The sequence below is a fragment of the Streptomyces sp. NPDC046876 genome (assembly GCF_040645035.1).
Classification (GTDB): domain Bacteria; phylum Actinomycetota; class Actinomycetes; order Streptomycetales; family Streptomycetaceae; genus Streptomyces.
In genome coordinates, this window is sequence record NZ_JBEYXK010000037.1 from 22,589 (window position 1) to 46,948 (window position 24,360).

The window sequence follows — 24,360 nt, forward strand, 5'->3', positions numbered from 1 at the left end:
CGTCAACGCCATGGCCGAGCGCGGACAGCACCCGATGATCTGCTCGGAGTTCGTCTACCGGTGCTTCGCCGAGGCGCAGCCGAACGCCCCGTACGTGCTGAAGATCGGGCAGGAGGAGTCGGGCGCCGGGGGCTCCCTGCTGGACTGGGCCCGCGCCACCCCCGCGCTCGACGCCGTGCGCGCGCGTCCCGGGGCAGGACGCTTCGATGCCGCCGCAGCGGAGAGGGAACTGGCCCCGCTGGTCTCCGCCTACGCGGCCGCCACGGCACGCAGCTCGAAGCGCCCGACCGGCACCGGGGCGGCGCCGGTCCCGGGTGGGGCAGCCCTCTCCGACCCCGGCGAGGAGGAGTTGCTGGCGTCGATGACGGCGTTCGGGACTGCACTTCACCGCGCGGGCACCGGGGGGACGAAGGGGTCGCATACCCCGCGTGAGGCGGTCGCCGAGATCCGGTCGGTGCAGGAAGAGCCGAACTTCGTGACCCCCGGCGACCTCCTGCGAAGCGCTTCCCTGGTGGAGGTCCACCGCCGGACGTCCGCGCCGGAGTAGGCCGGGCCATCAGGACGTGGTGCCCCTGCCCGAGGCCGGCCCCGGGCCGAAGGCAGGGGCATGCCGGCGGCCGGCCGGGTCAGCTCCAGTCGAAGAGCACGCAGGCCGCGGCCGGGACCTCCAGGCGGCCGGTGCGTTGCAGACGGCCCGTCAAGGGGTCCGCGTCGAACCATGTGACGTCGCCGGACCACTCGTTGCACACGTACAGCCGTCGCCTGGACGGGTCGGCCACCAGGTCGCGGGGCCAGGTGCCGCCGCACTCCACCGCGTCCACCGGCTGCGGCTTCTCGGGGCCGTCGGCGAGGGACAGGGTGACGATGAGGTCGGCGCCGCGGACGGCGGCCCGGAGGAAGCGCCCGTCCGGGGAGACGGCCGGCACCGACGGGTACGGGCGCGCGCCCGAGGGCGCGTCCGCCGGCAGGACCGCGACCTCGCCGACCGGGACCAGCCGCCCGTCGGCCGCGTCCCAGCGGCAGACGGTCAGCTGTGGCTCCAGCTCATGCAGGACGTAGACCACCTTGCCGGCCGGGTGGAAGGCCAGGTGGCGGGGTCCGCTCCCGGCCCGCAGGGCGGTCTCGGCGTGCATGTGCAACTCCCCGCTCCCCGGTTCGAGCGTGCAGACCCGTACCGAGTCGGTGCCGAGGTCCACGCTGAGCACCCAGCGGCCGGAAGGGTCGGACAGTACCTGGTGGGCGTGCGGCCCCTGCTGCCGGTCCGGGTCCGGGCCCGAGCCGCGGTGGGTCAGGACGGAGGGCGGCCCGCCCGGGGTGCCGTCGGCGCCCAGGGGCAGGCTGGTCACCGTGCCGGACCCGTAGTGCGCAGTCAGCAGCCGGCCGCCGGCCACGCTGAGGTGGGTGGGACCGGTGCCGCCGGACGGGACGGGCCGGCCGAGGAGTGTCACGCCCTGCGGTGTCCGCCGGTACGCGGCCACGGCGCCGTCGTCGGTCTCGCTCAGCGCGTACAGCACTCCGGTACGGGGCGCGAGGGCCAGCCAGGAAGGGTTCGGGAGGCCGTCCGCGGCACCATCGAGCGGGGTCAGCGCTCCGGTCGCCGGATCGACGGTCGCGGTGGTGATGCCACGGCCGCCTCCCGAGGTGAACGAACCGATGTACGCGCGTGTGCTGCCGCCCTCGACCATGGGGCGAAGGTAACAGCAGGAACCGCTGCGGCCGCGGAAACCGCTCACCGCGTGTTCGAGGGCGGACGGCGGGGGTGCGCTGTCAGGTGCGCTCCCCCGCCGCCCGCGTTCTCAGGAGGCCCGGACGCGCAGCGCGTCGGCCTCTTCGCCGCCCCAGGTGAGGGCGACGGGGGTGGTGGACGGTGGCTCGGGCGTGGCCAGCCAGCCCAGGAGCGCGCCGTCGCGGCTGACGGTCACGGCGGCGGAGCCGGGGGGCAGGTCCAGCGTCCAGCCGCCGCCGGTGCCGGTGACCCGGTCCTCGCCGTCGGTGGGGTTGAAGGCGCCGGTGATGCGGACGCCGCCGGGCGCCGACCTGCTCAGTACGCGGGCCCTGCCGTGGGCCGTGGTCCAGCGGGGCCGGCCGGGGGCGGGGAGCCCGGCGGCGAAGGCGGCGACGAACGCCGTGACCGCCCCGTCGGCGGGTTTCCCGGCCGGGAGGACGAGTTCGCCGCTGCCCTCGCAGCCGTCCGGGTCGCCGGCGCGCACGACGGCCACGGGGACCTCGGAGCCGTCGGCCGCGGCCGGCCCGGGGTGCTCGTCCAGCCAGCCCAGGCCGATCATGCGGCCGGTAGCGGCGAGCTGCTCCTGTACGGCGTCGGCGAGTTCTGCGAGGGCCGTGCGTCCGCTGCGCTGCCAGGCGCCGGCCTCGGGCAGGGCCCGGTCGAGGAGGACCACTGCGTCGCGGTCCTGCGTGCTCGCGAGCAGCAGGTCGCCGTGGCGTTCGAGGAAGGCGGCCAGCAGGCGCAGCCCTTCGGCGTTGGCCTGGTGCCGGCCGGACTCGGCCAGGGGCGCCCCGGGGCTGTACGGCGGCGCGTGCAGCGCCGGGTCGACGCCTTCGGAGCGCAGCCCGTCTGGATCCATGTCCACCAGGGCGCCCCAGTTGGCCGTGGCGCAGGCGGTGTAGACGCTGATGGTGCCGGAGCCCAGCAGCAGGGCGAGCAGGGCGTTGAAGACCGGTGTGGCGGGTTGGGCGAACGTGGGATCGGTCCAGGTGAAACCCCAGTTGGCCTCGACCACGTCGGTGCCGCCGAGGAGGATGCCGGCCAGGTGGGAGCCGAAGGCGGTGGTGTCCCGAGCCGGGTTGCCGACCCACTCGGTGTGCCCGATCAGGTGTCCGGAGCCCCGGATGGCGCGCTGCCGGGCGGCCCAGGCGTCGAGGGCGGCGCGGGGGGCGTCCACGCCGGTCAGGGGGACGTTGGCCAGCCGGGCGGGGCCTGCGGGGAACAGGGCGGAGATCCGGTCCCACAGGCCGACGATGGCGTGTCCGGACCACTGGGACCACTGCAGCTTCAGGGCGCTGCTCCACCGGCTGACGTCCGCGTGGGCGAGTGCGGCTTCGTCGGGCAGGCCCCGGCCGGTCAGCCAGCGTGCGAAGGCCTCGCGGGCGGCGGGTGAGGCGTCCTGGGCGTCCACGGGGAGCTGTGCGTCTCCGCAGGTGCCCTCGTTGCCGAGTTGGAGGGCGACGACGGGGCCGTCGGGGGCGACCGCCTTGGCGACGACCTCGTCGGCGACGGCCTTCAGCCAGGTCTCGGTCTCGGCCTGCACGGCCGGGTCGAGGAGGCTCGGCAGCGGCTTGCCCTGGGAGGTGAGGACGGTGCCGTCCAGCCCCCGGTAGGGGGCGGGTCCGGTGCCGCTCAGCCGGTCGGGCAGGCCGCCGAGCTGGACCTCGGCGTGGATGAACGGGCCGGGCTTGAGGAGGACGCCCAGTCCTGCGCGGGCGGCCAGCTCCAGCAGTCCGACCACGTCGCGCTGCGGGTCGGTCCTGCCGGTGAAGTCGAAGGTGCGGCCGCCGCCGTCGTCGACCTCGTGGAAGCGCCACGGCAGGTAGCAGGAGACGACGTCCACTCCGAGGCCGCGCAGTTCCCGCAGGTTGGAGGCCCAGTTGGCGGGGTCGGCCCGGTAGTAGGGGTACTCGCCGACGACGACCGGGCGCGCAGTGCCGGGGACGAGAGCCTCGGCCAGCCGCCGGCGCGGCCGCGGGCTCGGCTGGGGGCGCGGCCGCGCGCGCCCGTGCGGGTGCCGGGGTGCGGTCGAGGGGCTCATGCGGCCGTCCCGGTGTGCGGCGGTACGAGGAGGACCTTCAGGGCGGCGTACTCGGCGCCGGGAACGGCGGCCAGCACCCTGAACGCCTCTTCGTGGTCGGCGAGGCCGAAGCGGTGGGTGACGACGCGCTCCAGCGGCAGCTGCCGGGCCAGCTCGACGGCCTTCGGGAAGATCATGCTGTTGTAGTCTCCGGCGCCGATGATCTGCAGCCCGCGCTGGAGCAGGGTGAGCGGGCGGACGGTGGCCGAGGCGTTGCTGTTGAAGCCCATGATGACGACGCGGCCCCGGACGGCGGCGTAGGCGAGGCTCTGCTCCAGGAGGTTGCCGACGGAGTCGACGACCAGGTCGCCGCGCTCGGTGAGCTCCGGGTCGTCCGGGGTGTGGACGGTGACGCGGCCCGCGAACTCGGGGGTGTCGAACACCTCTTGGTCCAGTGCGCGGCGGACCGGGTCGGGTTCGACGAGGAGGACGCGGGCGCCGTGGAACTGGGCGGCCATGGCGGTGACGACGCCCATGGGGCCGCCGCCGACGACGACGGCGGTCTCGCCCGCCGCCAGCCGGCCGGCCTCGATGTTGTTGAGGGCGCAGGCGAGGGGTTCGACGACGACCGCGCGGTTGAAGCTCATGCCGTCGGGGATGGCGTGGCAGAAGAGTTCGGGCAGGCGCATGAACTCGGCGAAGGAGCCGTCGTAGTCCAGGCCGACCTCGGTGCCGGCCTTGTGGCCGCAGAAGTTCCAGTGCCCTTCGAGGCAGGCGGTGCACTGGCCGCAGTAGAGGGTGGGGTTGACGATGACCCGGTCGCCCACGGCGAAGCGGGTGACCCCGGGGCCGGTGGCGTCGACGATGCCGACGGCCTCGTGGCCCATCACCACGCCGGTCTCGGCGGGGAACTTGCCGACGAGCACGCTGCGGTCGGTTCCGCAGATCCCGCTCTGGGTGATGCGGATGACCACGTCGTCCGCGGCCCGGGGCTCGGGCTTGGGGTGGTCGACGAGGGCGAGCGTGCGCTCGGCGGTCAGCGTCAGGGCCTTCATGATTCCTCCTTCACCACCGGCGCGGCGGCTGCGCGGCCGAGGTCCCAGCGGATGGAGTCGAGCAGTTGCTTGTGGAGTGCGGGGGTGGCCGCGGCGATGCAGGACTTCTGGTTCATCGGGCCGAGGTCCACCAGGGAGGTGGAGCCGAGGTCGTCCCCGTAGGCGTCGGTGATGACGACGCCGGCCAGCCGGGCGAGGTAGACGGCGGCGGCGATGTCGTACGGGAAGAGGTGCAGGATCGAGCCCCGGCCCACCCGCAGGAACTGCTCTTCGGTGTCGGGGTGGTCGCGCAGGACGCGGTTGCCGATGTCGGCGTAGGCGTCGAGCTGGCCGGTGATGATGCGTGAGATGGAGAAGGTGCTGCTGTTGAAGACGAAGATGCCGCCGGTGTTGGCCGAGCTGTCGACGAGGTGGCCGTAGGCCTCCGTCATCAGGTCCATGGGGTGGCCGTTGAACTCGATCGACCAGAACATCCGGGTCAGGTCGGTGTTGCGGCTCAGTCGGGGCACCGCCGTGGGGTAGCCGCTGCTGTCGAGGCCTTCGGTGTCGTCGCCGTAGAGCCAGGCCCCCGACTTGATCTCCACCAGGCATGCGGCGTCCACGTCGGCGAGGGTGGGTGCCCCGTCGCCGTAGGGGGCGGCGGCGATGGACACCATGCCCATCTCCAGCCCGGCCGACGTGGGCCGGGTGCCGTCGATCGGGTCGACGACGAGGAGGACCTGCGGCTCGGGGGCCAGTTCGACGTAGGAGCCGTCCTCGGTGTAGAGGGCGATCGGCACCTCGGCATGGGCGCGCAGGTAGTCGAGTACGGCCCGTTCGGCGACCTCGTCCACGTCGAACTGGGCGTCGCCGCCCGGCGAGTCGCCGTGGACCTCGCGATCGCGGCCGCGGGCCTCGTAGGCGAGCAGTTCGGAGCGGACGTGCAGGCCGAGGGAGACGATGAGCTGCTTCATCGGGTTCGCGGGGGTCGTCATCGGGCCAGCTCCGCGAGGAAGAGGTTCTCCAGCTTGTCGCAGATCTCCTCGGCCTGGTCCATGGTGAGGATCAGCGGCGGGCGGATCTTGAGGACGTTGCCGTAGCCGTAGCGCGAGGTGCGCAGGATCAGGCCGTGCTCCATGGCCTGGGCGGCCAGGTGGTTGGTGAGCTTCACGGCCGGCTTGCCGTCCGGCTCGGCGATCTCGAATCCGATCATGAGCCCGACGCCGCGGACGTCCACGATGGCCGGATAGCGGCGCTTCATGTCGTGGAGGCGTTCCATGATGTGGTCGCCGGTCCGGGTGACATTGGCGAGGAATTCCGGCTGCCGCACGATGTCGAGCGTGGCGTTCGCCGCGGCGGCGGCGAGCAGATTGGCACCGTAGGTGAAGGAGTGGTGGTTCGCGGGGAGTCCGGCGAGCCGCTCGTTGGTGAGGATGGCCGCGACCTGTGCACCGGATCCGCCGAGGCCCTTGGCGGTGGTGATGGCGTCGGGTTCCACGCCGAAGTGCTGGGCGGCGAACATGTGGCCGGTCCGGCCGATACCGGTCTGGATCTCGTCGAATATGAGGGCGATGTTCTGCTCGTCGCAGAAGGCGCGGAGCTTTTGCATGTAGCCGTCCGGCGGAACGATGTTGCCGCCGTTGCCGGAGATCGGCTCGATGAGGACGGCGGCGACCCGGCCGGAGCTCGCGTACTCGACGAAGTCGTCGAGCCGGTCCACGCACATCATTCCGCAGGAGCCCTGCTGCTGCCCGTAGAAGCAGCGGAAGCAGTAAGGGTCGGGGACCTGGAGGCTGCCCGGGAAGAGGTTGGGGAACGGCTCGCGGCGGAAGCCGTTGCCCGACATCGACGTCATCATCATCGTCTGTCCGACGTGGCTGCGGAACAGGGTGATGACCTCGGACTTTCCGGTGGCCATCTGCGCCATCTTGATGGCGCCCTCGTTGGCGGCCGAGCCGCCGGACACCTTGGGGTGCACCTTGGTCAGACCGGCCGGAGAGACGTCCACCAGCCGCTGCACCAGCCCGTCGATCGGGTCGCTCCGGTACGAGGAGGTGATGTGGACCACCTTGTCGAGCTGGTCCTTCATGGCGGCGATGACGGCCGGGTGGGAATAGCCCAGACTCAGGTTGAAGGTCGCCGATGCGCAGTCTAAGTAGCTCCTGCCGTCCTCGTCGTAAAGGTAGACGCCCTCACCGCGCGCCATTTTGTAGTCGCTGACGGGGTAATAGATGTGGTCGGTAACGTCCTTGGTTTCCATCGGTCCCTCTCGCGCTGGTCAGTAGAGAACGTCAAGATGTCGGTCTTTCCTTCGGCCGGATTCCCGGCCGGAAGTGGACAGAGCTGCGGGGTCGCCGTCACGCCGGGGCCGCTTCCAGTACGTCGCGCAGCGCGTCGACGGTGGTGAACACCCATCCCTCGAGCCCGAGTTCGCGGGCCGCCTCGACGTTGTCGGGCCGGTCGTCGACGAACAGGATCTCCTCGGCCGGCAGCCCGAGTTCCCGGATGCACCACCGGTATGCCGCCGGTTCGGGCTTGGCGCTGCCGATCCGGCAGGACAGGCCGCGGACCGCGAACCGGTGCAGCCACGGCTGGGTGGCCTCGTAGCGCACGGCCAGCTCCTCGGGGATGTTGGAGAGGAGCCCGAGGGTGACGCCCCGGTCGGCGAGGGTGCCGAGCAGTTCCACGGCCTCCTCGTCGATCTCGCTCCAGCTCGTGAGGTCGGCGGCGATCAGGTCGGCGGTCAGGCGCTCGTCCAGCGGCAGGCCCAGCTGTGCGAAGACCGCCGCCCAGTAGCCCGGCCCGTCCACGTCGCCCCGGTCGTACGGGACGCGCTGCGTCCAGTACGCCTCCCAGAAGCGGTCGCGGTCGCCGCCGGCCACGCGGTGGAGTGCGGCCTTGGACGCGGGCGACTGGAGGCGGGCGATGACTCCGAACATGTCGAAGAGAACGGCTTTCATGCTTCTTGCTCCTTGCTCCTTTGCTCTTCACGTTCCTCAGGCGGCGGCCGTATCGGTCCGCGCCGCCCCGCCGCGGCCGGTCACGCCGCCGGGGTCGGGGGCGTTCCTGCGCAGCCACAGGCTCAGGACGGCGCACGCGACGGCGAGCGCGAACAGCACCAGGGGCACCGTCTTGACGTCCATGGTGTCGATGACCGCGCCCAGCAGCGGCGGGAAGGCCACCCCGCCGATCATCGAGGCGGCGATCACGTACGCGCCGGCCGCGGCCACGCTCGGAACGGCCCGGTTCAGCCAGGGCAGGCAGGTCGGGAAGATCGGCGCGATCATGAGGCCGACGCCGAAGTACGCGTACGGGGCGAGGGACGGGACGGTGGCCAGGAGCAGGAAGCCGGCCATGCCCGCGCAGCAGACGGTCAGGATCGACGGCGCCGACCAGCGCAGGCTCAGCGGCGCCACGACGAACCGGCCCACCGTCATGGCCGCCCAGTAGGCGGAGGTCGCCGTCGCGGCGGTGGCGGCGCCGTACCCGACGGCTTCGAGGTGGGTGGGCTCCCAGCCGCCCACGCCGGTCTCGATGGCGACGTGCAGCACGTAGATCCCGACGAAGACCGCGATGATCGGCAGCACCCGGGCCCCGCCGCCGGCCGCTGCGCCCTCGGCGGGCGTCGGTTCGGGCTCCCGGGCCGCCACACCGCCCAGGGTGAACAGGATCAGCAGGCTGATCACCCCGATGCCGACGAAGATCTGCGGGTAGTCCTCCGCCCCGAGCCAGCCGATGAGGGCGGGGCCCGCGATGGCTCCGATCCCGAAGTGCCCGTTGAGCAGGTTGAGCATGGCGGTGCTGCGGCGGCCGAAACCGACGGCGAAGAGCTGGTTGAGGCCGTAGTCGATGCCACCGAAGCCCAGGCCGATGACGAACGTGCCGGCCAGGGCCAGCGGCCAGTTCGGCGAGGAGGCGAAGGCCGCCGCCCCTACGGCCATGAGCACGTAGGAACCGCCGAGCAGGAGCCGGTTGTTCAGGCGGCCCCGCAGCACGTGGTAGACCAGCACGCCGAGGAGCGCACCGATGAAGTGGGCGCTGAGGCTGAGCCCGGCCACGGCGGGGCTGATGCCGTACTCCTCGCGCAGGGCCGGGATCGCGGGGCCGTAGAGCGCCTGGAGGGCGCCGATCACCACGAACGCGGCGCACGAGGCGGTGATCGCGACGGTGGTGAGGAGGGGCCTTCCCGTGCTTCCCGCTTCCGGCAGGTCGGCCTCACTCGTGGCGGACATCGCTCTCCTCATCGGTCGTAGCCGAATGAACGCGTTCCACGTTCACAGCAGCCTGAGTTTCACACTGCAGTGAGCAGATTAGTCATCTCCGGTGTTCGTTTCAACAGATACCATGTTCGAAACGCTCACCGACACTCCCTTCCAGGCGTGCATGTGCTAAAAGCAGACACATGAACGTGATGGAGAGGCACAAGTTCGTGGTGGAACTGCTCATGCAGCAGAACCGCGCGACCGTGGCCGAGCTGGCCCAGGCCACCGGGGCGTCCGAGATGACCATCCGCCGGGACCTGGAGGTACTGGAGTCACAGGGCGCACTGCGCCGCGTACGGGGCGGCGCGGTGAGCAGCCTGCCCGGCGGCGTCGAGCCGCCCTATGCGATCCGGGCGATGTCCGCCGCCCAGGCCAAGGAGCGGCTGGCGCGCACCGTGGTCGAACTGCTCACCGACGGGGAGACCGTGGCCCTGGACACCGGCACCACCGCCGTGGCGGTCGCCCGGGCCATGGCCGGCCGGCAGTTCACCGTCACGCCCCTCTCCCTGCACGCGGCGTTCGCCCTCTCCGGACAGTCCGGCATCCACCTGGTCATGCCCGGCGGGCAGGTGCGCCCCGAGGAGCTGTCGTTCTACGGACACACCCCGGTCCGGACCTTCGAGGACCTGTGCTTCGACACGTTCGTCCTGGGCTGCTGCGGCGTCGACCCGCTCCAGGGCGCCACCGCGTACGACCTCGACGACGTACAGGTGAAGCGGGCAGCGGTGGCCTCGGCGCAGCGGGTGGTCCTCGTGGCGACCGCCGACAAGCTCGGCCGTACGGCGCTCGGCCGGATCTGCCCGATGCAGGAGGTCGCGCTCGTCGTCACGGACGCGCCCGCCGACTCCCCTGCGGTCAAGGCGCTGCGGGAGCAGGGGGTGGAGGTCGTCCATCCGGCGGACAGCTGAACCGGACGGCCGCGGCCACAGCCCCGGCCCTGGCTCCGGCCCCGGCCCTGCCCGCGGTCGGCGACCGGGAATTCACGTGCACGTGCCCTCCTGACGGTGCGGCGCGCCCGGCGGGATGGGGGCGCGCCCCATCCAGCATCAGGGAGATGCAGCCGTCCGCCCATGGGGTCCGACCGTCATGTTGGCGACTGTCGGAAACCCGACAGCCGGTCCTTGCGGCCAGGCGCAGCGGCTGGGGGCAGGTCCCGGCCAACCCCCGGGAGGTCGGTCCGCGGAGGGCCCGCCGCGCACGCGTGCTCGAATTCCCGGTGTATCCAGGGGATTTGGGCAGCCGACCGGCGCTTGTCCCTCCTGTGCGGCCATGTCCGATACGTACTCCTGGCCGGGACGGGGCGGAGCGGAGTCTTCTAGCATCGCGGTCGCGACGGATGCGAACCAGAAAGCAGCGACATGGACACAGCCGCACTGCAGCGCCCGACTGACCGCGAACGACCGAGGGAGCTGACCCCCGAGGAGATGGATCTCTACCGGGAGTTCGCTGAGCAGGGACCGCTCGACGCGAGCCGGCTCCTCGCCCGTGAGGACGCCGGGGCACATGCGCGCGCCCTCGAGTCCCTGCTCGCCGCCGGCCTGGTCCAGCAGATCGACGTCGATCGCTTCGCAGCCGCCAACCCGGCCGAGGTGTCGGAGCAGTTACTCAAGCGCTGGGAGGAGCGGGTACACGGCGCCCAACTCGACTTACTCCGCATGCGCGGACAACTCGCGGAACTCGCCATCGTCCACGCCGCCCGCCGTCACGTCCTGCAGGGGCCGCCGCTGGAACGGGTCGAGTCGGCCGCCGCACTGCACCGGATACTCGACGAGCAGGCCGCCGCATGCTCACGGGAGGTGCTGAGCGCGCGGCCCGGCGGCCCCCAGCCGTCCGCCGAACTGCGCCGCGTCGGCGCCTGGACCCGGCGGCTGCTGGCCCGCGGCGTCCACGTCCGCACGCTCTACCAGCACTCCGCCCGCTTCGACCCGACGACCGCCCGGTACGCGGCGGAGATGACAGACCTGGGCGCCGAGGCCAGAACGCTCTCGGGCGGGCTGACCAGATGCCTCCTGTTCGACCGGGCCCTGCTCGTCCTCCCGCTCCGGGACACGCCCGGCGGGGCCCTGCTCGTGCGCAGCCCCGACCTGGTGGCCTTCGCCGCCGAGCTGTTCGACCTGCTCTGGGCCAGGGGCGAGCACATCGGCAAGCCGCGCGAGAAGGCGCTCGTCCAGGACGTGTCCGATCAGACGAAACGATCCATCCTCCAGCACCTGATCGACGGGTACGACGACCGGGCCACGGCCCGCGCCCTGGGCATCTCGGTACGCACCTGCCAGCGCCACGTCTCCGCCGTCATGCGCCAGGTCGGGGCGACGAGCCGCTTCCAGCTGGGCTACCTCGCACACCAGCACGGTCTGCTCGACCCCGACGCCCCGCACGGCCGATGAGCGGTGCGACGACGAGGAGTTGCGCGGCCGCCAGGACGCCGTGTCACTGCCGGGCTCGGTCGGATGCCGGTGCGGGACCGCTGACGGGCGTTGGCGGCCGGCCTTCGCCGGCGCAGCCGAGGTGGTCCCCGGTCACCGGAGCGCCTTCGGCGACGTTGCGGTCGTAGGTGACCTTGCGGACGCTGACCGCGGCCGTGCCGACGAGGACGTCGAAGAACCCGTCATGCTGTGCGACCGCCTCTTTCCGCGCGCCCGGCAGGGCCATGGCGAGCGTGGCCGCGTCGTCCTCCCGTCCGGGGGCGTAGCGGATGAGGGGCGGTCCGGAGTGGCGTACGGCAGGCGCCGCGGAGGAGGTGTCGGTGACGACGAAGTGGGCCGCCCGCAGGGCCTCGGCCACCGACGCGTCGTCGACGCGGACCTTCACACCGGCGGGATTGGTGGGAACGAGGTTGGCCGGGCGGGGCTGGACCCGGGTGTCGCCGGTGAAGGGCCGGTCCGCGGCGAGCGCGGCCCACAGGGCCCGGGAGCGCGATTCGTGCCAGATCAGGGTGGAGCCGACACCGGGGACCCGGTAGTCGAACTCCTTGATGGGGACCGTCGCGAACTCGGTCCGGGAGGGATCCATGCGGCCCAGGGTCCATCCGATGTGCGCCACGTCCCAGATGCCGGTGCGGTCGTCCGTGCGGACGGACTTCAGCAGCTTCCGGGCCGTGGTGAAGGCGGCGGCCGGATCGGCGAGGGCACCGTCGGCGCGGAGCTTGGCCAGCAGGTCGGAGACCATGCGCTGCTGCCGCCGCACCCGGCCGAGGTCTCCCGGTCGGTTGATGTGCCTGGCGCGGACGTAGCGGAGCGTGCCGCGGCCGTCGGTGTGGTGGACGCCTGCGGTGATGTCGAGGCCGGAATTCTCGTCCTTGAGCGGCTTGTCGGTGCACACCACGGCGCCGCCGAGCCCGTTGATCGCCTGCTCGAAGCCGGTGAATCCGGTTTCGAGGTAGTGGTCGATGTGCAGTCCGGTGGCCTGTTCGACGGTGGCCACGGTCAGGGGGCCGCGTCCGAGGGCGTAGGCGCCGTTGATCTTGCCCTTGCGGACGGGTTCCGTGTTGGCGTAGGCCACGTAGGAGTCGCGGGGAAGGGAGACGATGCTGGCGCGGCGCTCGTCCTGCGACAGGTGCACCAGCATCATCACGTCGGTGCAATTGCAGCCTTTTCCTCCGACGTTGAGCCGGTTCTTCTCCGCGGTGGAGAGTCCTTCGCGGCTGTCGATCCCGACGACGAGCCAGTTCGTGCCGCGGCGGGCACCGGCCGCCGGTGCCGGGTCGTCGGCCGAGACGGCGCCGGCGGCGGGCCACGAGCCGAGCGCGAGGGTGGACACCAGGGTGAGCGTGAGGGTCAGCCGTCGCACGGCACACTCCCAAAACGGGTCTTACGGGTGGATTTCCGACATTAAGGGACGGGACGGCGCGCGTGCTGGTCACACGCCGCCGGCCGGCGCCGGGGCCCCCGGGTAATAGGCCGTCAGGTTATCCTCGGCGGGCCTCGCCAGGCCTGCCGGACCCTGGGCGAAGGCGCGCAGGAGGTTCTCGGTGACCGTCCTGGTGAAGGCTCCCGCCCTGGCGTCCAGGCCGTGGTTGCCCTTGCCGCCGGGGCCCGTGGCGTCCAGCGCCTCCACCCACCTCATCGTGCCCGTCGCGAAGACCCCCGCCCCCGAGGGCATCGTCGTGTAGGCCGAATCGGCGTGGGTGCGCCGCTTCTTGCACACCACCGGCGAGTGGGCGATCACCTGGATCGGGCGGGGGGTGGGGTGTTTCGTGTTCACCCGGTCGTACTCGACGCCCACCAGGTGCGGAAACGACTGTCCGCGGCGCACCCCGGTCCCGGCCAGCAGCCAGTGGTCGGGCTCCGACACCACGTACGGTGCGTCGACCGGATAGCCGTCGTAGATCACCCCGAGCAGTTCGCTCTCCGGGCGGGACAGCGGGGCACGCCGGAAGTCGTTGGTGGGCGGCAGGCCTGCCCGGTACCCGGGGTCGTCGGCGTAGTCCTCCTTGAAGCACACCACCGTGCGGTCCGCGCCCACGGCCGACGCCTCGAGCCGGACGCGCCGGTAGCAGCAGTTCGCGCCCAGCACCGCCAGGTTGGTCCCGGCGTCCCGGGCCCGCGTGACGTGCAGCCGCTGCTCCGGGCTCCAGTACTCGTCGTGTCCCAGGGACACCACGCCCACCGCCCCGCACAGCAGGGCTGGGTCACGGGCCACGTCCACGCCGGTCACGTAGGCCAAGGGCAGCCCCATCCGCTCGGCCAGGGCGAGGAGCGGAGCCTCGTAGAGCAGGAACTGCCCCGCCCCCCGGCCGCTGTCGTACGGACGGTCGAAGGAGACCGCCAGGGACCGCGATCCCTTCTTCCCCGTCGTCCCCTTGTACAGGTCCGCGCCGCCCCAGCGGTTGTACGCCTGCCAGGTGGCGACCGAGTTGACCACCACGAGGCGGCCCGCGGTGGAGCAGGACCGGACGGTCACCGGCACGTACCGCTCGGCCCGGCCGTCGGCGGTGTCCAGGCGCAGCAGGTAGCAGCCCTCCGGCCAGCCCGTGGTGTCCAGCTGCACCGACGGCCGCCAGTCGGTCGTCACCATGCGCGTGGCCGCATCGACGCGGGCGGCCGGCTGGCGCGCCCCGGGCAGCGGGCCGGAGCGCCACACGAGGCGGGCCCGTGCTCCCGCGTACCAGCCCATCCGGTAGGCCGAGACGGTGTAGGCGTCGGCGGTGGTCGACACGTGCAGATCGAGCGGCTGCCCGGGCAGGACGCTGACCCGGCTCGTGTATCCCTCGACCGCTCCGGCGGGACCGGGGCGGGTGATGCGCCAGCCGGCGTGCCCGGGCCTGGTGTTCTCCGCGGTCACGTCCAAACCGCGGCCGCGGCCCGGCCCCGGCGCGGCGGCCGCCGCCCGGTTCGGGCCGCCGCGAGGCGCTTCCGCCGCTGATGCCGGCCCGGCGCCGCCGTGCAACCAGGGCCCGGCGAAGCAGGCCGCGGCCATCCCGAAGACCCGTCTGCGCTCGGGTCCGCCCGGAGTGGACTCCGTCCAGCCCTGCGGTTGTCCCGGCGAACCGCTGCGCTCCTGTTCGCGCCCCATGCCCACCACCTGCCTCTGCCGCCACCGCGCCGCCTCGTGCTGTCTGTCCTTCTAGGCGACGGCGCGGCCCCCGGCCCGTTCGGCCACGCCACGGGCCGGACGGCCCACCCGAAAGCAGCAAGCGGCCCGGGGCCCGCCGCTACCGGGACGAGGTCGGGTTCACCGTGCTCCAGTCCTCCTCGCCGCGGCCCTCGGCGAGTGCGGCGGAGAAGAGCGAGAGGACGCCGTCGAGGAGGGGGTGACGGCTCTGGCCGGCCTCGTCGGCCAGGCGGGCCGCGTAGGTGAGGTCCTTGTGCGCCCATGCGGCGGAGAAGTTCAGCGGCTCGGGCGGCGTCAGGTAGCTGTCCCAGGCGAGCCGGGTGACGACGCCTCCGGGGCGGTCGAGCAGGGCCTCGCCGACCTGGTGCGGGTCCAGGCCCGCCGCCTCGGCCATGCGCAGCGCCTCCCCGAAGCCGGCCAGGTGGAGGGCCTGGAGGGCGTTGAGGATCAGCTTGAAGCGGGTGCCGGCGCCGGCCGGGCCGAAGTGCCGTACCTCCCGGGCGATCGCGTCGAACACGGGCTGCATCGCCGGCAGGCCGCTCGCGTCGCCGCCCGCGAGGAGCACCAGGTTCCCGGTCCGGGCACCGGCCGCGCCGCCGGTGAGCGGCATGTCGTAGAAGGCCGCGCCCTGCCGGGCGCACAGAGCGGCCAGTTCCTCGACCCAGTCGACGGGCAGGGTGGCGGAGGTGATGAGCACGGCGTCCCGGCCCGCGCCCTCCAGGATGCCGTCGGGGCCCTGCCACACCGCACGTGACGAGCCCTCGTCGGCCGTCACCTCGAAGACGACGTCGGCGCGGGCTGCGGCTTCGGCGGGGGTGGCCGCCACGGTCGCTCCCTCCCGGGCGATGTCGAGGGCCTTGTCCTGGCTGCGGTTCCAGACGGTCACGGTGTGACCCTGCTTCAGGAGGTTCTCGGCCATGCCCCGGCCCATGATGCCGAGCCCCACCACCGCCACGTTCGCCATTTCTCCGCTTCCTTTCGCCTGACGTCGTACGACGAATCCGCGACGCCCGGATGGGGCGCCGTCGGAAGCCAGTCTGCGCAGGAGGGCCCCCGTTCCGGGACACCCGCCCGAGAGGGGCCCTGGCAGGGCCCCTCTCGGGCGACGGGATGATCGTCATACTCGAGGGGTGGACACAGACGAAGCTTCCGGACTGGGAGAGTTCCTGCGGACGCGGCGGGCCAAGGTCACGCCCGAGCAGGCCGGGCTGCCGGGGACGACCGGGCGCCGGCGCACCACCGGCCTGCGCCGGGAGGAAGTCGCCCTGCTCGCGGGCGTCAGCATCGAGTACTACCGGCGGCTGGAACAGGGCAAACAGCACCGGCCCGGGCCGGCGGTCGTGGAGGCCGTCGCCCGGGTGCTCCGGCTGGACGAGGACGAGCGCAGGCACCTCTTCGAGCTGGCCAGGGCCCCCCGGGAAAGCAGCGCCGCGGACCCCGGGACGGCACCCTCGCGGGCCCTGCGCCCGGACGTGCTTCGGATGCTGGACATCGTCGACCCCTGCCCCGCGTACGTACTCGGCCGGGCCAACGACCTCCTCGCCGCCAACCCGCGCGGGCTGCGCCTGCTGCCCGGCATCGAGGCGTGGCCGCAGCCGCGCCGGAACACCGCCCGCTACACCTTCCTCCACCCCGCCGCCCGGACCCTCTACGGCAACTGGGAGGACGTGGCCGCGGATACCGTCGCCCATCTGCGCGCTGCCGCGGGGCGGTATCCCGAGGCGCCCGACATCACCGCGGTGGTCGGTGAACTCGTCGTCAAGAGCGAGGAGTTCGCGGCGCTGTGGCAGCGCTACGAGGTGCGCAGCCGCACCAACGGGCGCAAGCACTTCACCCACCCCGCCACCGGCACCATGACCTTGAGCTACGAGGCGTACGAGGTCGCCCGCACCGAGGGCCACCGGCTGATCGTCTACCAGGCCGAGCCCGGCACCCCGGACCACGACGCGATGCTGCTGCTGGCGCACGCGGACGCCGCCGCGGCGCGCGACGGAACGGCGGACCCTTCCTCGCCCCGGGCACACAGCCGCTGATCCTGCTCGGCCGGGGTGTGCCCCCTGTGCGCATCAACTTCCCCGGGGCGTACGGTACTTCGAGGCGCGACAGCAATGTCGAAGGGGATGGGGGACCACCATGGACGGGACGGTCGACGCGGCATCGGAGGGCGAGGCGGACCTGGCACGCCGCAGGCGCCTGCGGCGTGGCACGGTCTGGGGCGGGATCGCCGGCGCGCTCGGCAGCGTGCCGATCGCCATCGAGGGGCCTGAGTACATGCCCTGGTGGCTCAGCATGACGCTCAGCCTCGCCGTCGGCCTCATGGCGGGCCTCGGCGGAGCGATGGCCGCCCGCCGGTCCGGCATCAAGGCCGAGGTCCGCAGGGACACACTGCGTCCGGGGGAGATGGAGCTGAACAGCTACCGCGTGAAGCCCATTCCCGAGGGTGCTCCGGTGCCACCGCCCCTCAAGGAGGACGACTACACGTCCTACTCCCTGACCACGACCACCCGGCAGCTCCAGCTGTGGGAGTTCGGATACGTGCCGCAGTGGAGCCACCCGTGGAGTGAGCTGCGCCTGAGCACGGAGGGGCACGTCCTGGTCGTCATCGGGCCCGAAGGCCTGCTGGGCCGGTTCGTCCTGCAGAGGATGATCGTACCGGAGGAGCTCGTTCTGACCTCGAACCGCCTGCGCGCCCGCTCACCCGGCAGACCGTCATCCGCACCGCCCACGGCTCCGGGTACGGACTGAGCCGTACGGCCCGTTCCGGATCGGGACGGGCCGCCTCGCAGACGCAGGCGCCGGCGTCGGCGTCGGCGTCGTCTTCCCGTCACGTCCGCCAGTGCTGGCCGGTGTAGTTCCCACAGGGGTTGAGCACCAGGTCGACGTTGAGTGCCGGGGGTCCGCTCGTGTCGAGGCAGAGGCCGCTCGTGGGGTTGACGAACTGCTTGCTGCCGGCGTCGTAGCGCCATTGCTGGCCGCTGTAGTAGCCGCAGGAGTTGAGTACGGCCCTGACGCCGGTGGCGGGCTGCCCGTCCGTGTCGAGACACAGGCCGCTGGGAGTGTTCGTGAGGTGCAGGCTCGTCCGGTCGTGCTGCCAGATCTGACCGCTGAAATTCGCGCAGGCGCGGAGCACCACCTCGAGTCCGGGTCGTTGCGGGCCGTTGGTGTCGATGCAGAGGTCGCTGTGCGCGTTGGTGATCGCGCCTGTGGACGGAGGAGTCGACGGCTGCGGTGGGGGTGGCTGGGCCGCCGCCGAGGTGGGCGGCGCTGAGGTCGGCGGCGCTGACGTCGTCGGAGACGAGGAGGGTGCCGTGCTCCTCGGCGTGCTCGGAGGCGCGGTCGTGCCGAACGCCGTCGGGTGCCCGCCACCGGACGTCACCGTCCAGAGGATCCCGGCGGTCGAGAGCAGGAGCACCACCGCTGCCGCGGCGGCGGCCCGCGCGGTGCGCTGCTTCGGCACGGGCCTTGGCGGCGCGGCCGTTTCGGGCATCTGCCATGCAGTGGCGAGCACCGTGGTGACGGCCTCCACGTCGGGGATCGTCCGAGGATCCGGGGCGCCGGTCAGTTCGGCGAGCAGGTGCCCGGGCGTGGGACGTCGCTCGGGTGATCTGGCCAGCGCAGGCGTCAGCAGTGCCCTGAGGCGGTCGGGCACACCGTCGAGGTCGGGTTCGTCGTGCAGGACCCGGTAGAGCACCGCCTCGGACGGTCCGGTGCCGAACGGCGGCCGCCCGGTGGTGGCGTAGGCCACGGTCATCGCCCAGGCGAACACGTCGGCCGGGGGTCCTGCCTGCCCGCGCACCTGTTCCGGTGCCATGTACCCGACGGTCCCGATCGAGACGCCGGGGCGGGTCAGCGCCGTCGCATCGGCGGCCTGTGCGATGCCGAAATCGATGACCTTCGGGCCCTGGTTCGACAGCAGGACGTTGCCGGGCTTGAGGTCGCGGTGCACGAGGCCGGCCCGGTGGATGGCCATGACCGCCTCGGCGAGCCCGACGGCGAAGCCGTGCGCCATGTCCCCTCGCAGCGGGCCGTGCTCGGCGACGTGTTCCGCCAGCGTCGGGCCCTGTACGTACTCCATGACGACGTAGGGGCTGCTCGCGTCTACCTCGACCGCCAGGACGTGTGCCGTACATGCGCCCTGGACGCGCAGCAACGCCGCCGCCTCACGCCGGAACCGCGCCCGGAACTCGGAGTCGGAGGCGAGTTCCTCACGGAGCCGCTTGAGGGCCACCAGTCGGCCGTCGGGGCCTTGCGCCAGGTACACGACACCCATGCCACCCGCGCCCAGCCGACCGACGAGCGTGAACTCGCCGATCTGCTTCGGGTCCCCCGCGCGCAGCGCACTCAAACTCACCTGGCTCCTCCTGAGACGTAGGGTGGTCGCGGACCACGGACGCCCCGGAGGCTTCGCGCCACCGTACCCGCCCCCCTCGATCCGCCCCACGCTCAGAATGCAGTCCGTCAACACCGCTGCACTCACAGTCGGTTGAGGCTGAAACAGAGCTGTGACCGGGCCCGGACGCCGGCGCGGCGTTCCGCTGCTTCACAGCCGTCGGACGCGCAGCACTCCGGTCAGCATCGGCAGGGTGAACTCGCCGTGGGCGGTCTCGGGCCGGTCCGCGAGGAACGCCCGGATCCGGCCGAGCGTGGCGGCCCGCTCGTGTTCCGGCATGACGAGCATCCCCGCGCGCGTCGCGATGGTCGCGACGAGGGAGTCCGCGGTGCGGCGCTGCCCGTGCGGGAACTCGGCCTGCTCCGGGGAGCCGAAGCGGGCGGCGGCCGCACCGGTCTTCGGAAGATGCATGTCCGCCGTCGCGGCACGCCAGCCGGCGGGCGTGTCCCGCGGGCCTATGGCCGCGCTCCCGCTGACCCGGGCGAGCCCGGCCACCCACTCCACCTGGTCGTCCATGAGGTTCCACAGGCCGGCCAGGATCCCGCCGGGCGCGAGGACCCTCGCGATCTCGGGCCCCGCGACGGCCATGTCGAACCAGTGCATGGCATTGCCGGCGAGCACGGCATCGACGGAAGCGTCCGGCAGCGGGATCGTCTCCGCGCTGCCCGGCAGGGCCCGGACCGACGGGAGGGAGCGGCGCAGCTCGGTCAGCATCGCCGGGTCCGGCTCGACCGCGATGACTTCGGCGCCCAGCGCGACCAGGGTGGCGGTCAGCTTGCCGGTCCCGGCCCCGAGGTCGAGCACGCGCGGGCCGGGCGCCGGTTCGAGCGCCCACCGCACCGCGGCTTGGGCGTAGTCCGGACGGTGCTCGGCGTATGCGACCGCCGCTGCGCCGAACGACGAGGCGTGGAGTGACTGCTCATCATGATCCATACCGCCAAGCTATGCGGTACTCCCGGCGGTCGGCCAGGCCGTGTTCCACCGGTGCCACGGTTGACCTTGACACTGTGGCAAGGCCTTCACTGCTTCCGAGGAGGTGGTCACGGTGATCATTCGGGCAGAGGAAGAGGAAGTGGATACGGTGCGGGCTCTCGAGGCCCTGGCGAGCAGCAGTTCGTCGGTACGGCTGCGGGCGGCCCTGGCGGTCGGCACGGCAGCGGACCCCCGCTGCGTCGACACGCTGATCGAGCGGTGCGCGGTCGAGCCGGACTTCCATGTGCGGGACATGCTGACGTGGGCGCTGACGCGCCACCCGTCCTCGGTGACCGTCCCGAAGCTGGTCGAGGCGCTGGGCTCGGAGCGCGCGCAGGCGCGCAGTCAGGCCCTGCACACGTTGTCGAAGGTCGGGGACCGGCAGGCATGGCCGGCGATCACGCGGGCGCTGCTGACCGACCCCGACGATGAGGTGGCGCGCAGCGCGTGGCGGGCAGCGGTGGTCCTGGTACCGGAAGGCGCCGCGTCGGGTTTGGCCGAGGTGCTGGTGACGCAGCTCGGGCGCGGCGGCCGTGAGACGCAGCTGAGCCTGAGCAGGGCCCTGGTCGCGCTGGGTGAGGCCGTCGCCCTCCCCGTCCTGGGGGCCGCGATGACGGATGCGGACCCCCGGGTGCGTCAGCACGCGATCGCCACGGAACGGCTGGTGCGCGACCCCGATGCCGGGTTCGGGTTCGCCGTCGAGGAGGCGAAGCGGATCATGGTCTTGGGCACGAGCGCCCGGGAGGAGTGACAGGACGTGTTGATCGGTGATGTGGCACGGCGGTCCGGGGTCAGCGCCCGAATGCTGCGCCACTACGAGTCCCTGGGCCTGCTGCGGCCGACAGGGCGTACCGGGGCGGGCTACCGGGAGTACTCGGGCGAGGACATCCGGCGGATCTTCCACATCGAGAGCCTGCGCTCGCTGGGGCTGCCGCTGCGCGAGGTCGCGCGGGCGCTTGACGATCCCGGGTTCACCCCCGGCGGGCTCATCGAGACCCTGGTCGGCCAGACGCGCGAACGCATCGCGGCCGAGACGGAGCTGCTGACCCGGCTGGAGCGGATCGGCGCCGCGGAACCCGCCGACTGGGAGGACGTCCTGCGCAGCGTCGCGCTCCTGCACGGCCTGGGGTCGGAGAGCGCCGGGAAGCGCCAGCGTGCGGCGCTGGCCGCGGCCGAAGGCAGTACGGTGCCGGTGGACGCCCTGGTCGAGGCCGCGCTGAGCGAGTCGGATCCGAGCGTCGCCGGCGCGCTGCGGTGGGCGCTGGCCCGGTCGGGCGATGCCGCCCTGCCCCTGCTGGCGCAGGGACTGGGCTCGTCGGCGGCCGAGGTACGAAGGCGCGCCGTGCAGGCCGTCGCGGAGCTGCCCGACCCCGGGGCGACCGCGCTGCTGCGGGACGCCCTCGCGGACCACGACCTCGCGGTCCGGCGGTGTGCGGCGCTGGCGCTCGGGGCACGCGGGGTGGCCGACGCGGTCCCGGCGCTCACCGACATGGTGGCCGACGGCGCGAACGACGTCGATGCGGCCGACGCCCTGAGCGCGCTGGCGAGCGATCCCGCGCTCGCGGACCGCATCGCCGCCGGGCTCGTCGACCGCCTCGGCACCGGCAGCGTGGGAACGGCCGGCGCCGCCCGGCTGCGGCTGGCGCAGGCCCTCGCGGACATCCCCGGCGGCACGGCCTCACGTGCGCTCGCCGACCTGTCCCGGGACGAGGACCGTGCCGTCGCGCTCACCGCGGCGTACGTGCTGGGCCTGCGCGACACGCGGTGACGGACCGCACCGCCGTACCCGTACCCGTACCCCGTTCGGCTTGCAGAGGGCACGGGTCGTGCCGGGGCGGGTGGGTACGGCGGGGCCACCGGTCCTTCCTCAGAGCGCCGAGATCTCGGCCAGCAGGTCGTCCAGGCCCAGTGAGCCCTGCGACAGCGCGGCCATGTGCCAGGCCTTGAGGTCGAAGTCCGCTCCGTGCCGCGCCCGGGCCGCCTCCCGGCCCGCGAGCCAGACCCGTTCGCCGAGCTTGTAGCCGATGGCCTGGCCCGCCATGCCGAGGTAGCGGGTGACCTCGCTCTCGACGTAGTCGGCGGGGCGGCTGGTGTGGCGGGCGAGGAACTCCTGGGCCAGCCCCGGCGTCCAGCGCTCCCCCGGGTGGAAGGGGGAGTCCTTCGGGATCTCCAGTTCCAGGTGCATCCCGATGTCGATGATGACGCGGATGGCCCGCATCATCTGCGCGTCCAGGTACCCCAGTCGGCGTTCGGGCTCGGTCAGGAAGCCCAGTTCGTCCATCAGGCGCTCGGCGTACAGCGCCCAGCCCTCGGCGTTGGCGCCGACGACGCCCACGGTGGTCTGGTAGCGGGAGAGCTCGCCGGCCACGTGCGCCCACTGGGCCAGCTGGAGATGGTGACCGGGCACGCCCTCGTGGTACCAGGTGGTGACCAGGTCGTAGACCGGGAAGCGGGTCTGCCCCATCGTCGGCAGCCAGGTGCGTCCGGGCCGGGAGAAGTCCAGCGACGGCTCGGTGTAGTAGGGGGCGGCGGCGCTGCCCCGCGGGGCGATGTGCGATTCGACCCGGCGGACCCGCTCGGCCAGTTCGAAGTGGGTGCCGTCCAGGGTGTCGATGGTGTCGTCCATCAGCTTCTGGAGCCACTGCCGGGTCTCTTCGACCCCCTCGACGGCCTCGCCGTGCCGGTCGCACCACGCCAGCGCCTCCCAGGGGGTGCCGGCGCCCGGCAGGACCCGCTCGGCCTCGGTGCGCATCTCGGCGAGCAGCCGGTGGAACTCGGCCCAGCCGTATGCGTAGGCCTCGTCCAGGTCGAGGTCGGTGCCGTTGTGGTAGCGGGCGAGTCGGACGTAGCGCTCCCGGCCGACGACGTCCGGTGCTCCCTCGACGGCCGGGGCGTAGGTGTCACGGAGCCAGTCGCGCAGTTCCGCCAGGGAGCCGGTGGCCACGGCGGCGGCCGCGGCGAGTTCGTCCCGCAGCGGCTCGGGGCCGGGGTCGGTGAACTCGGCGAACCAGCTGCGGTCCGTACCGATCCACTCGGTCAACTGGCCGACGACGGCCGAGACCTGCCGCGGCCCTGCGGGCAGTTCGCGGGCGAGGCCGGCGTCCAGAGAGGCCCGGTACCCCGCCAGGGCGTCCGGCAGGGCGCGCAGCCGCTGTGCGATGGCCGCCCAGTCCTCGTCGGTGTCCGCGGGGGTGAGGGTTAAGGCATCGCGGATCTGGTGGAGCGGTGAGCCGAGGTTGGCGACGTGCCGCAGGCTCTCCCCCGCCTCGTCGACGGCGAGTTCGGCGGTGAGCCGCTCGCGCAGCAGCCGGGCGCAGCGGCGCTCGCCGGTGTCGTCGGCACCGGGGGCGGTCTCCGCCGCGGCGAGCTGCCTCAGGGTGGTACGGGCCAGGTCGGCCACCGCTTCCCGGCCTTCGGGCGAGAGGTCGGGAAGCCGGCCGGAACTCCCGGCGATGCCGAGGAAGGTGCCGGCGATCGGGTCGAGTTCCACGAGGGCGTCGACGTGGGCGTCGGCGACCTGGCGGGGCAGCCGACCGTCCGCGGCAGGGTTGGAATTGCTGGAATCGGGCATACGAGCCGTCCTTGAACCGATGCGTCTGCAAGAGCAGTCGGACATTAGCAGTCGGTGCCCGCGGCGCAACAGATTCCTAGTGCATTCGCCGCGATGCGGTCCGCACGGCGGCGCGGACGCATCAGATCCATTCGTGTTTCCGGGCCAGGCGCAGTGCGTCAATGCGATTACGGGCACCCATATTCGCCACGATGGTCGAAATGTAGTTGCGCACCGTCCCTTCGGACAGGCACAGCCGGGCGGCGATCTCCTCCATCGTGTCGCCGCGCTCGACGTGTTCGAGTACGGACAACTGCCGGGGGGTCAGGGGGCAGTCCCCGTTCGACACGGCCGCGACGGCCAGCTCGGCGTCGAAGGCCCGCTCGCCCCCGTGCACCAGATGGACGGCCTCGAACAGGCGCTGGGGCGGGACGCTGCGCCGCACCATTCCGTCGATTTCCCCGCCGAACACCCTGCGGACGACCGGCCGGACACATGCAGTGGCCACCAACAGCGTCCGGACGTCCGGAAGGATGGCGATCTTCTCGGCGACGTCGACCGTTTCCTCGTCCCTGCCGTCGAAACTGACGATCACGACGTCGGGTCGATTCAGCTCGGCGAATTCGAGCGCGGCATATATGCTGTCCACCGATCCGACGACCGCGATATCGGGATGCTGTTCCAGTAATGCCGTGAGCGCAAATCGGGATAGGGAAAGATCATCGTAGACCATCACATCGACACTCATTCGATTCCCCTGTGAATTGAGACGATGCAGCGATAGCGTGCGCGCGCAGCGCCCCTGTACGGTCAGCAGGTTCGGGGCGCCGCATACCGGACACCTTTGCACGCG

Annotated in this window: 21 protein-coding genes; 7 read left to right on the forward strand and 14 right to left on the reverse strand. The window is 72.5% G+C overall.

The genetic code is table 11. The annotated features are described in order from the left end of the window. Positions 1–10 precede the first annotated feature (10 nt). Positions 11–547: a hypothetical protein gene (locus ABZ924_RS20605; RefSeq protein WP_361911495.1), complete on the forward strand. Its 537-nt coding sequence runs from the start codon at positions 11–13 to the stop codon at positions 545–547. 79 nt (positions 548–626) lie between these two features. Here the strand turns inward: ABZ924_RS20605 and ABZ924_RS20610 are convergent, their stop codons facing one another. The 7 genes from ABZ924_RS20610 to ABZ924_RS20640 form a co-directional block, all read right to left on the reverse strand. Then, on the reverse strand, positions 627–1,685 hold the full coding sequence (locus tag ABZ924_RS20610; protein ID WP_361911498.1) for a lactonase family protein: 1,059 nt from the start codon (positions 1,683–1,685) through the stop codon (positions 627–629). A 111-nt stretch (positions 1,686–1,796) separates the two neighbouring features. Beyond that, complete coding sequence (locus ABZ924_RS20615; protein ID WP_361911501.1) at positions 1,797–3,767, reverse strand: beta-galactosidase; 1,971 nt, start codon at positions 3,765–3,767, stop codon at positions 1,797–1,799. Next, positions 3,764–4,801: an alcohol dehydrogenase catalytic domain-containing protein gene (locus tag ABZ924_RS20620; protein ID WP_361911504.1), complete on the reverse strand. Its 1,038-nt coding sequence runs from the start codon at positions 4,799–4,801 to the stop codon at positions 3,764–3,766. Before ABZ924_RS20620 ends, ABZ924_RS20615 begins: the two co-directional genes overlap by 4 nt. Next, positions 4,798–5,775: an inositol monophosphatase family protein gene (locus tag ABZ924_RS20625; protein WP_361911506.1), complete on the reverse strand. Its 978-nt coding sequence runs from the start codon at positions 5,773–5,775 to the stop codon at positions 4,798–4,800. Before ABZ924_RS20625 ends, ABZ924_RS20620 begins: the two co-directional genes overlap by 4 nt. After that, positions 5,772–7,040: an aminotransferase class III-fold pyridoxal phosphate-dependent enzyme gene (locus tag ABZ924_RS20630; RefSeq protein WP_361911509.1), complete on the reverse strand. Its 1,269-nt coding sequence runs from the start codon at positions 7,038–7,040 to the stop codon at positions 5,772–5,774. The genes ABZ924_RS20625 and ABZ924_RS20630 overlap by 4 nt, the downstream gene beginning before the upstream one ends. 97 nt (positions 7,041–7,137) lie before the next feature. Continuing rightward, positions 7,138–7,740, reverse strand: coding sequence for an HAD family phosphatase (locus ABZ924_RS20635; RefSeq protein WP_361911512.1), 603 nt, complete (start codon positions 7,738–7,740; stop codon positions 7,138–7,140). Positions 7,741–7,776: 36 nt separating this feature from the next. Continuing rightward, positions 7,777–9,012: an MFS transporter gene (locus ABZ924_RS20640; RefSeq protein WP_361911514.1), complete on the reverse strand. Its 1,236-nt coding sequence runs from the start codon at positions 9,010–9,012 to the stop codon at positions 7,777–7,779. 170 nt (positions 9,013–9,182) lie between these two features. Here ABZ924_RS20640 and ABZ924_RS20645 point away from each other — a divergent pair, with 170 nt between their 5' ends. Together ABZ924_RS20645 and ABZ924_RS20650 are read left to right on the forward strand one after the other, a co-directional pair. Continuing rightward, the gene (locus ABZ924_RS20645; RefSeq protein ID WP_361911517.1) at positions 9,183–9,950 is read left to right on the forward strand and encodes a DeoR/GlpR family DNA-binding transcription regulator; all 768 of its coding nucleotides are present in this window, start codon (positions 9,183–9,185) and stop codon (positions 9,948–9,950) included. A 450-nt stretch (positions 9,951–10,400) separates the two neighbouring features. Further along, a complete protein-coding gene (locus ABZ924_RS20650) occupies positions 10,401–11,429 on the forward strand; it encodes a helix-turn-helix transcriptional regulator (RefSeq protein ID WP_361911519.1) in 1,029 nt (342 codons plus the stop codon). A 43-nt stretch (positions 11,430–11,472) separates the two neighbouring features. Here ABZ924_RS20650 and ABZ924_RS20655 read toward each other — a convergent pair whose 3' ends face one another. The 3 genes from ABZ924_RS20655 to ABZ924_RS20665 all read right to left on the reverse strand — a co-directional run bounded on the left by ABZ924_RS20655 (position 11,473) and on the right by ABZ924_RS20665 (position 15,559). Continuing rightward, on the reverse strand, positions 11,473–12,831 hold the full coding sequence (locus ABZ924_RS20655) for an LCP family protein (protein ID WP_361911522.1): 1,359 nt from the start codon (positions 12,829–12,831) through the stop codon (positions 11,473–11,475). 69 nt (positions 12,832–12,900) lie between these two features. Next, positions 12,901–14,556 carry a N,N-dimethylformamidase beta subunit family domain-containing protein gene (locus tag ABZ924_RS20660; RefSeq protein WP_361911525.1) on the reverse strand — a complete coding sequence of 552 codons (1,656 nt, stop codon included), beginning with the start codon at positions 14,554–14,556 and terminating at the stop codon, positions 12,901–12,903. A 139-nt stretch (positions 14,557–14,695) separates the two neighbouring features. Continuing rightward, positions 14,696–15,559, reverse strand: coding sequence for an NAD(P)-dependent oxidoreductase (locus ABZ924_RS20665; RefSeq protein WP_361911528.1), 864 nt, complete (start codon positions 15,557–15,559; stop codon positions 14,696–14,698). A 166-nt stretch (positions 15,560–15,725) separates the two neighbouring features. On the opposite strand from ABZ924_RS20665, the gene ABZ924_RS20670 reads away from it, so the two are divergent. Next, the gene (locus ABZ924_RS20670) at positions 15,726–16,628 is read left to right on the forward strand and encodes a helix-turn-helix transcriptional regulator (protein ID WP_361911531.1); all 903 of its coding nucleotides are present in this window, start codon (positions 15,726–15,728) and stop codon (positions 16,626–16,628) included. Positions 16,629–16,728: 100 nt separating this feature from the next. Then, a complete protein-coding gene (locus ABZ924_RS20675) occupies positions 16,729–17,340 on the forward strand; it encodes a hypothetical protein (RefSeq protein WP_361911534.1) in 612 nt (203 codons plus the stop codon). 79 nt (positions 17,341–17,419) lie between these two features. Here the strand turns inward: ABZ924_RS20675 and ABZ924_RS20680 are convergent, their stop codons facing one another. Together ABZ924_RS20680 and ABZ924_RS20685 are read right to left on the reverse strand one after the other, a co-directional pair. Beyond that, a complete protein-coding gene (locus tag ABZ924_RS20680) occupies positions 17,420–18,946 on the reverse strand; it encodes a protein kinase (RefSeq protein WP_361911536.1) in 1,527 nt (508 codons plus the stop codon). A gap of 189 nt (positions 18,947–19,135) precedes the next feature. Continuing rightward, positions 19,136–19,918 (reverse strand): class I SAM-dependent methyltransferase, encoded by a 783-nt coding sequence (locus ABZ924_RS20685; RefSeq protein ID WP_361911539.1) that lies wholly within the window; start codon positions 19,916–19,918, stop codon positions 19,136–19,138. A 118-nt stretch (positions 19,919–20,036) separates the two neighbouring features. On the opposite strand from ABZ924_RS20685, the gene ABZ924_RS20690 reads away from it, so the two are divergent. Then, positions 20,037–20,708 (forward strand): HEAT repeat domain-containing protein, encoded by a 672-nt coding sequence (locus tag ABZ924_RS20690; protein ID WP_361911595.1) that lies wholly within the window; start codon positions 20,037–20,039, stop codon positions 20,706–20,708. A gap of 6 nt (positions 20,709–20,714) precedes the next feature. Further along, entirely contained in the window at positions 20,715–21,725 is a 1,011-nt protein-coding gene (locus tag ABZ924_RS20695; RefSeq protein ID WP_361911541.1) for a HEAT repeat domain-containing protein, read from the forward strand. Positions 21,726–21,824: 99 nt separating this feature from the next. Here the strand turns inward: ABZ924_RS20695 and ABZ924_RS20700 are convergent, their stop codons facing one another. Both ABZ924_RS20700 and ABZ924_RS20705 read right to left on the reverse strand, forming a co-directional pair. Then, positions 21,825–23,528, reverse strand: a complete 1,704-nt coding sequence (locus ABZ924_RS20700; protein ID WP_361911544.1) for a DUF885 domain-containing protein — start codon at positions 23,526–23,528, stop codon at positions 21,825–21,827. 121 nt (positions 23,529–23,649) lie between these two features. Beyond that, complete coding sequence (locus tag ABZ924_RS20705) at positions 23,650–24,255, reverse strand: response regulator transcription factor (protein ID WP_361911547.1); 606 nt, start codon at positions 24,253–24,255, stop codon at positions 23,650–23,652. Positions 24,256–24,360: the final 105 nt, after the last annotated feature.

Excerpts from the sequence above, each read along its gene's own strand:
- ABZ924_RS20605 (WP_361911495.1), top strand. The coding sequence starts at position 11 with ATGGCCGAGCGCGGACAGCACCCGATGATCTGCTCGGAGTTCGTCTAC.
- ABZ924_RS20610 (WP_361911498.1), bottom strand. The coding sequence starts at position 1,685 with ATGGTCGAGGGCGGCAGCACACGCGCGTACATCGGTTCGTTCACCTCG.
- ABZ924_RS20615 (WP_361911501.1), bottom strand. The coding sequence starts at position 3,767 with ATGAGCCCCTCGACCGCACCCCGGCACCCGCACGGGCGCGCGCGGCCG.
- ABZ924_RS20620 (WP_361911504.1), bottom strand. The coding sequence starts at position 4,801 with ATGAAGGCCCTGACGCTGACCGCCGAGCGCACGCTCGCCCTCGTCGAC.
- ABZ924_RS20625 (WP_361911506.1), bottom strand. The coding sequence starts at position 5,775 with ATGACGACCCCCGCGAACCCGATGAAGCAGCTCATCGTCTCCCTCGGC.
- ABZ924_RS20630 (WP_361911509.1), bottom strand. The coding sequence starts at position 7,040 with ATGGAAACCAAGGACGTTACCGACCACATCTATTACCCCGTCAGCGAC.
- ABZ924_RS20635 (WP_361911512.1), bottom strand. The coding sequence starts at position 7,740 with ATGAAAGCCGTTCTCTTCGACATGTTCGGAGTCATCGCCCGCCTCCAG.
- ABZ924_RS20640 (WP_361911514.1), bottom strand. The coding sequence starts at position 9,012 with ATGTCCGCCACGAGTGAGGCCGACCTGCCGGAAGCGGGAAGCACGGGA.
- ABZ924_RS20645 (WP_361911517.1), top strand. The coding sequence starts at position 9,183 with ATGAACGTGATGGAGAGGCACAAGTTCGTGGTGGAACTGCTCATGCAG.
- ABZ924_RS20650 (WP_361911519.1), top strand. The coding sequence starts at position 10,401 with ATGGACACAGCCGCACTGCAGCGCCCGACTGACCGCGAACGACCGAGG.
- ABZ924_RS20660 (WP_361911525.1), bottom strand. The coding sequence starts at position 14,556 with ATGGGGCGCGAACAGGAGCGCAGCGGTTCGCCGGGACAACCGCAGGGC.
- ABZ924_RS20665 (WP_361911528.1), bottom strand. The coding sequence starts at position 15,559 with ATGGCGAACGTGGCGGTGGTGGGGCTCGGCATCATGGGCCGGGGCATG.
- ABZ924_RS20675 (WP_361911534.1), top strand. The coding sequence starts at position 16,729 with ATGGACGGGACGGTCGACGCGGCATCGGAGGGCGAGGCGGACCTGGCA.
- ABZ924_RS20685 (WP_361911539.1), bottom strand. The coding sequence starts at position 19,918 with ATGGATCATGATGAGCAGTCACTCCACGCCTCGTCGTTCGGCGCAGCG.
- ABZ924_RS20700 (WP_361911544.1), bottom strand. The coding sequence starts at position 23,528 with ATGCCCGATTCCAGCAATTCCAACCCTGCCGCGGACGGTCGGCTGCCC.
- ABZ924_RS20705 (WP_361911547.1), bottom strand. The coding sequence starts at position 24,255 with ATGAGTGTCGATGTGATGGTCTACGATGATCTTTCCCTATCCCGATTT.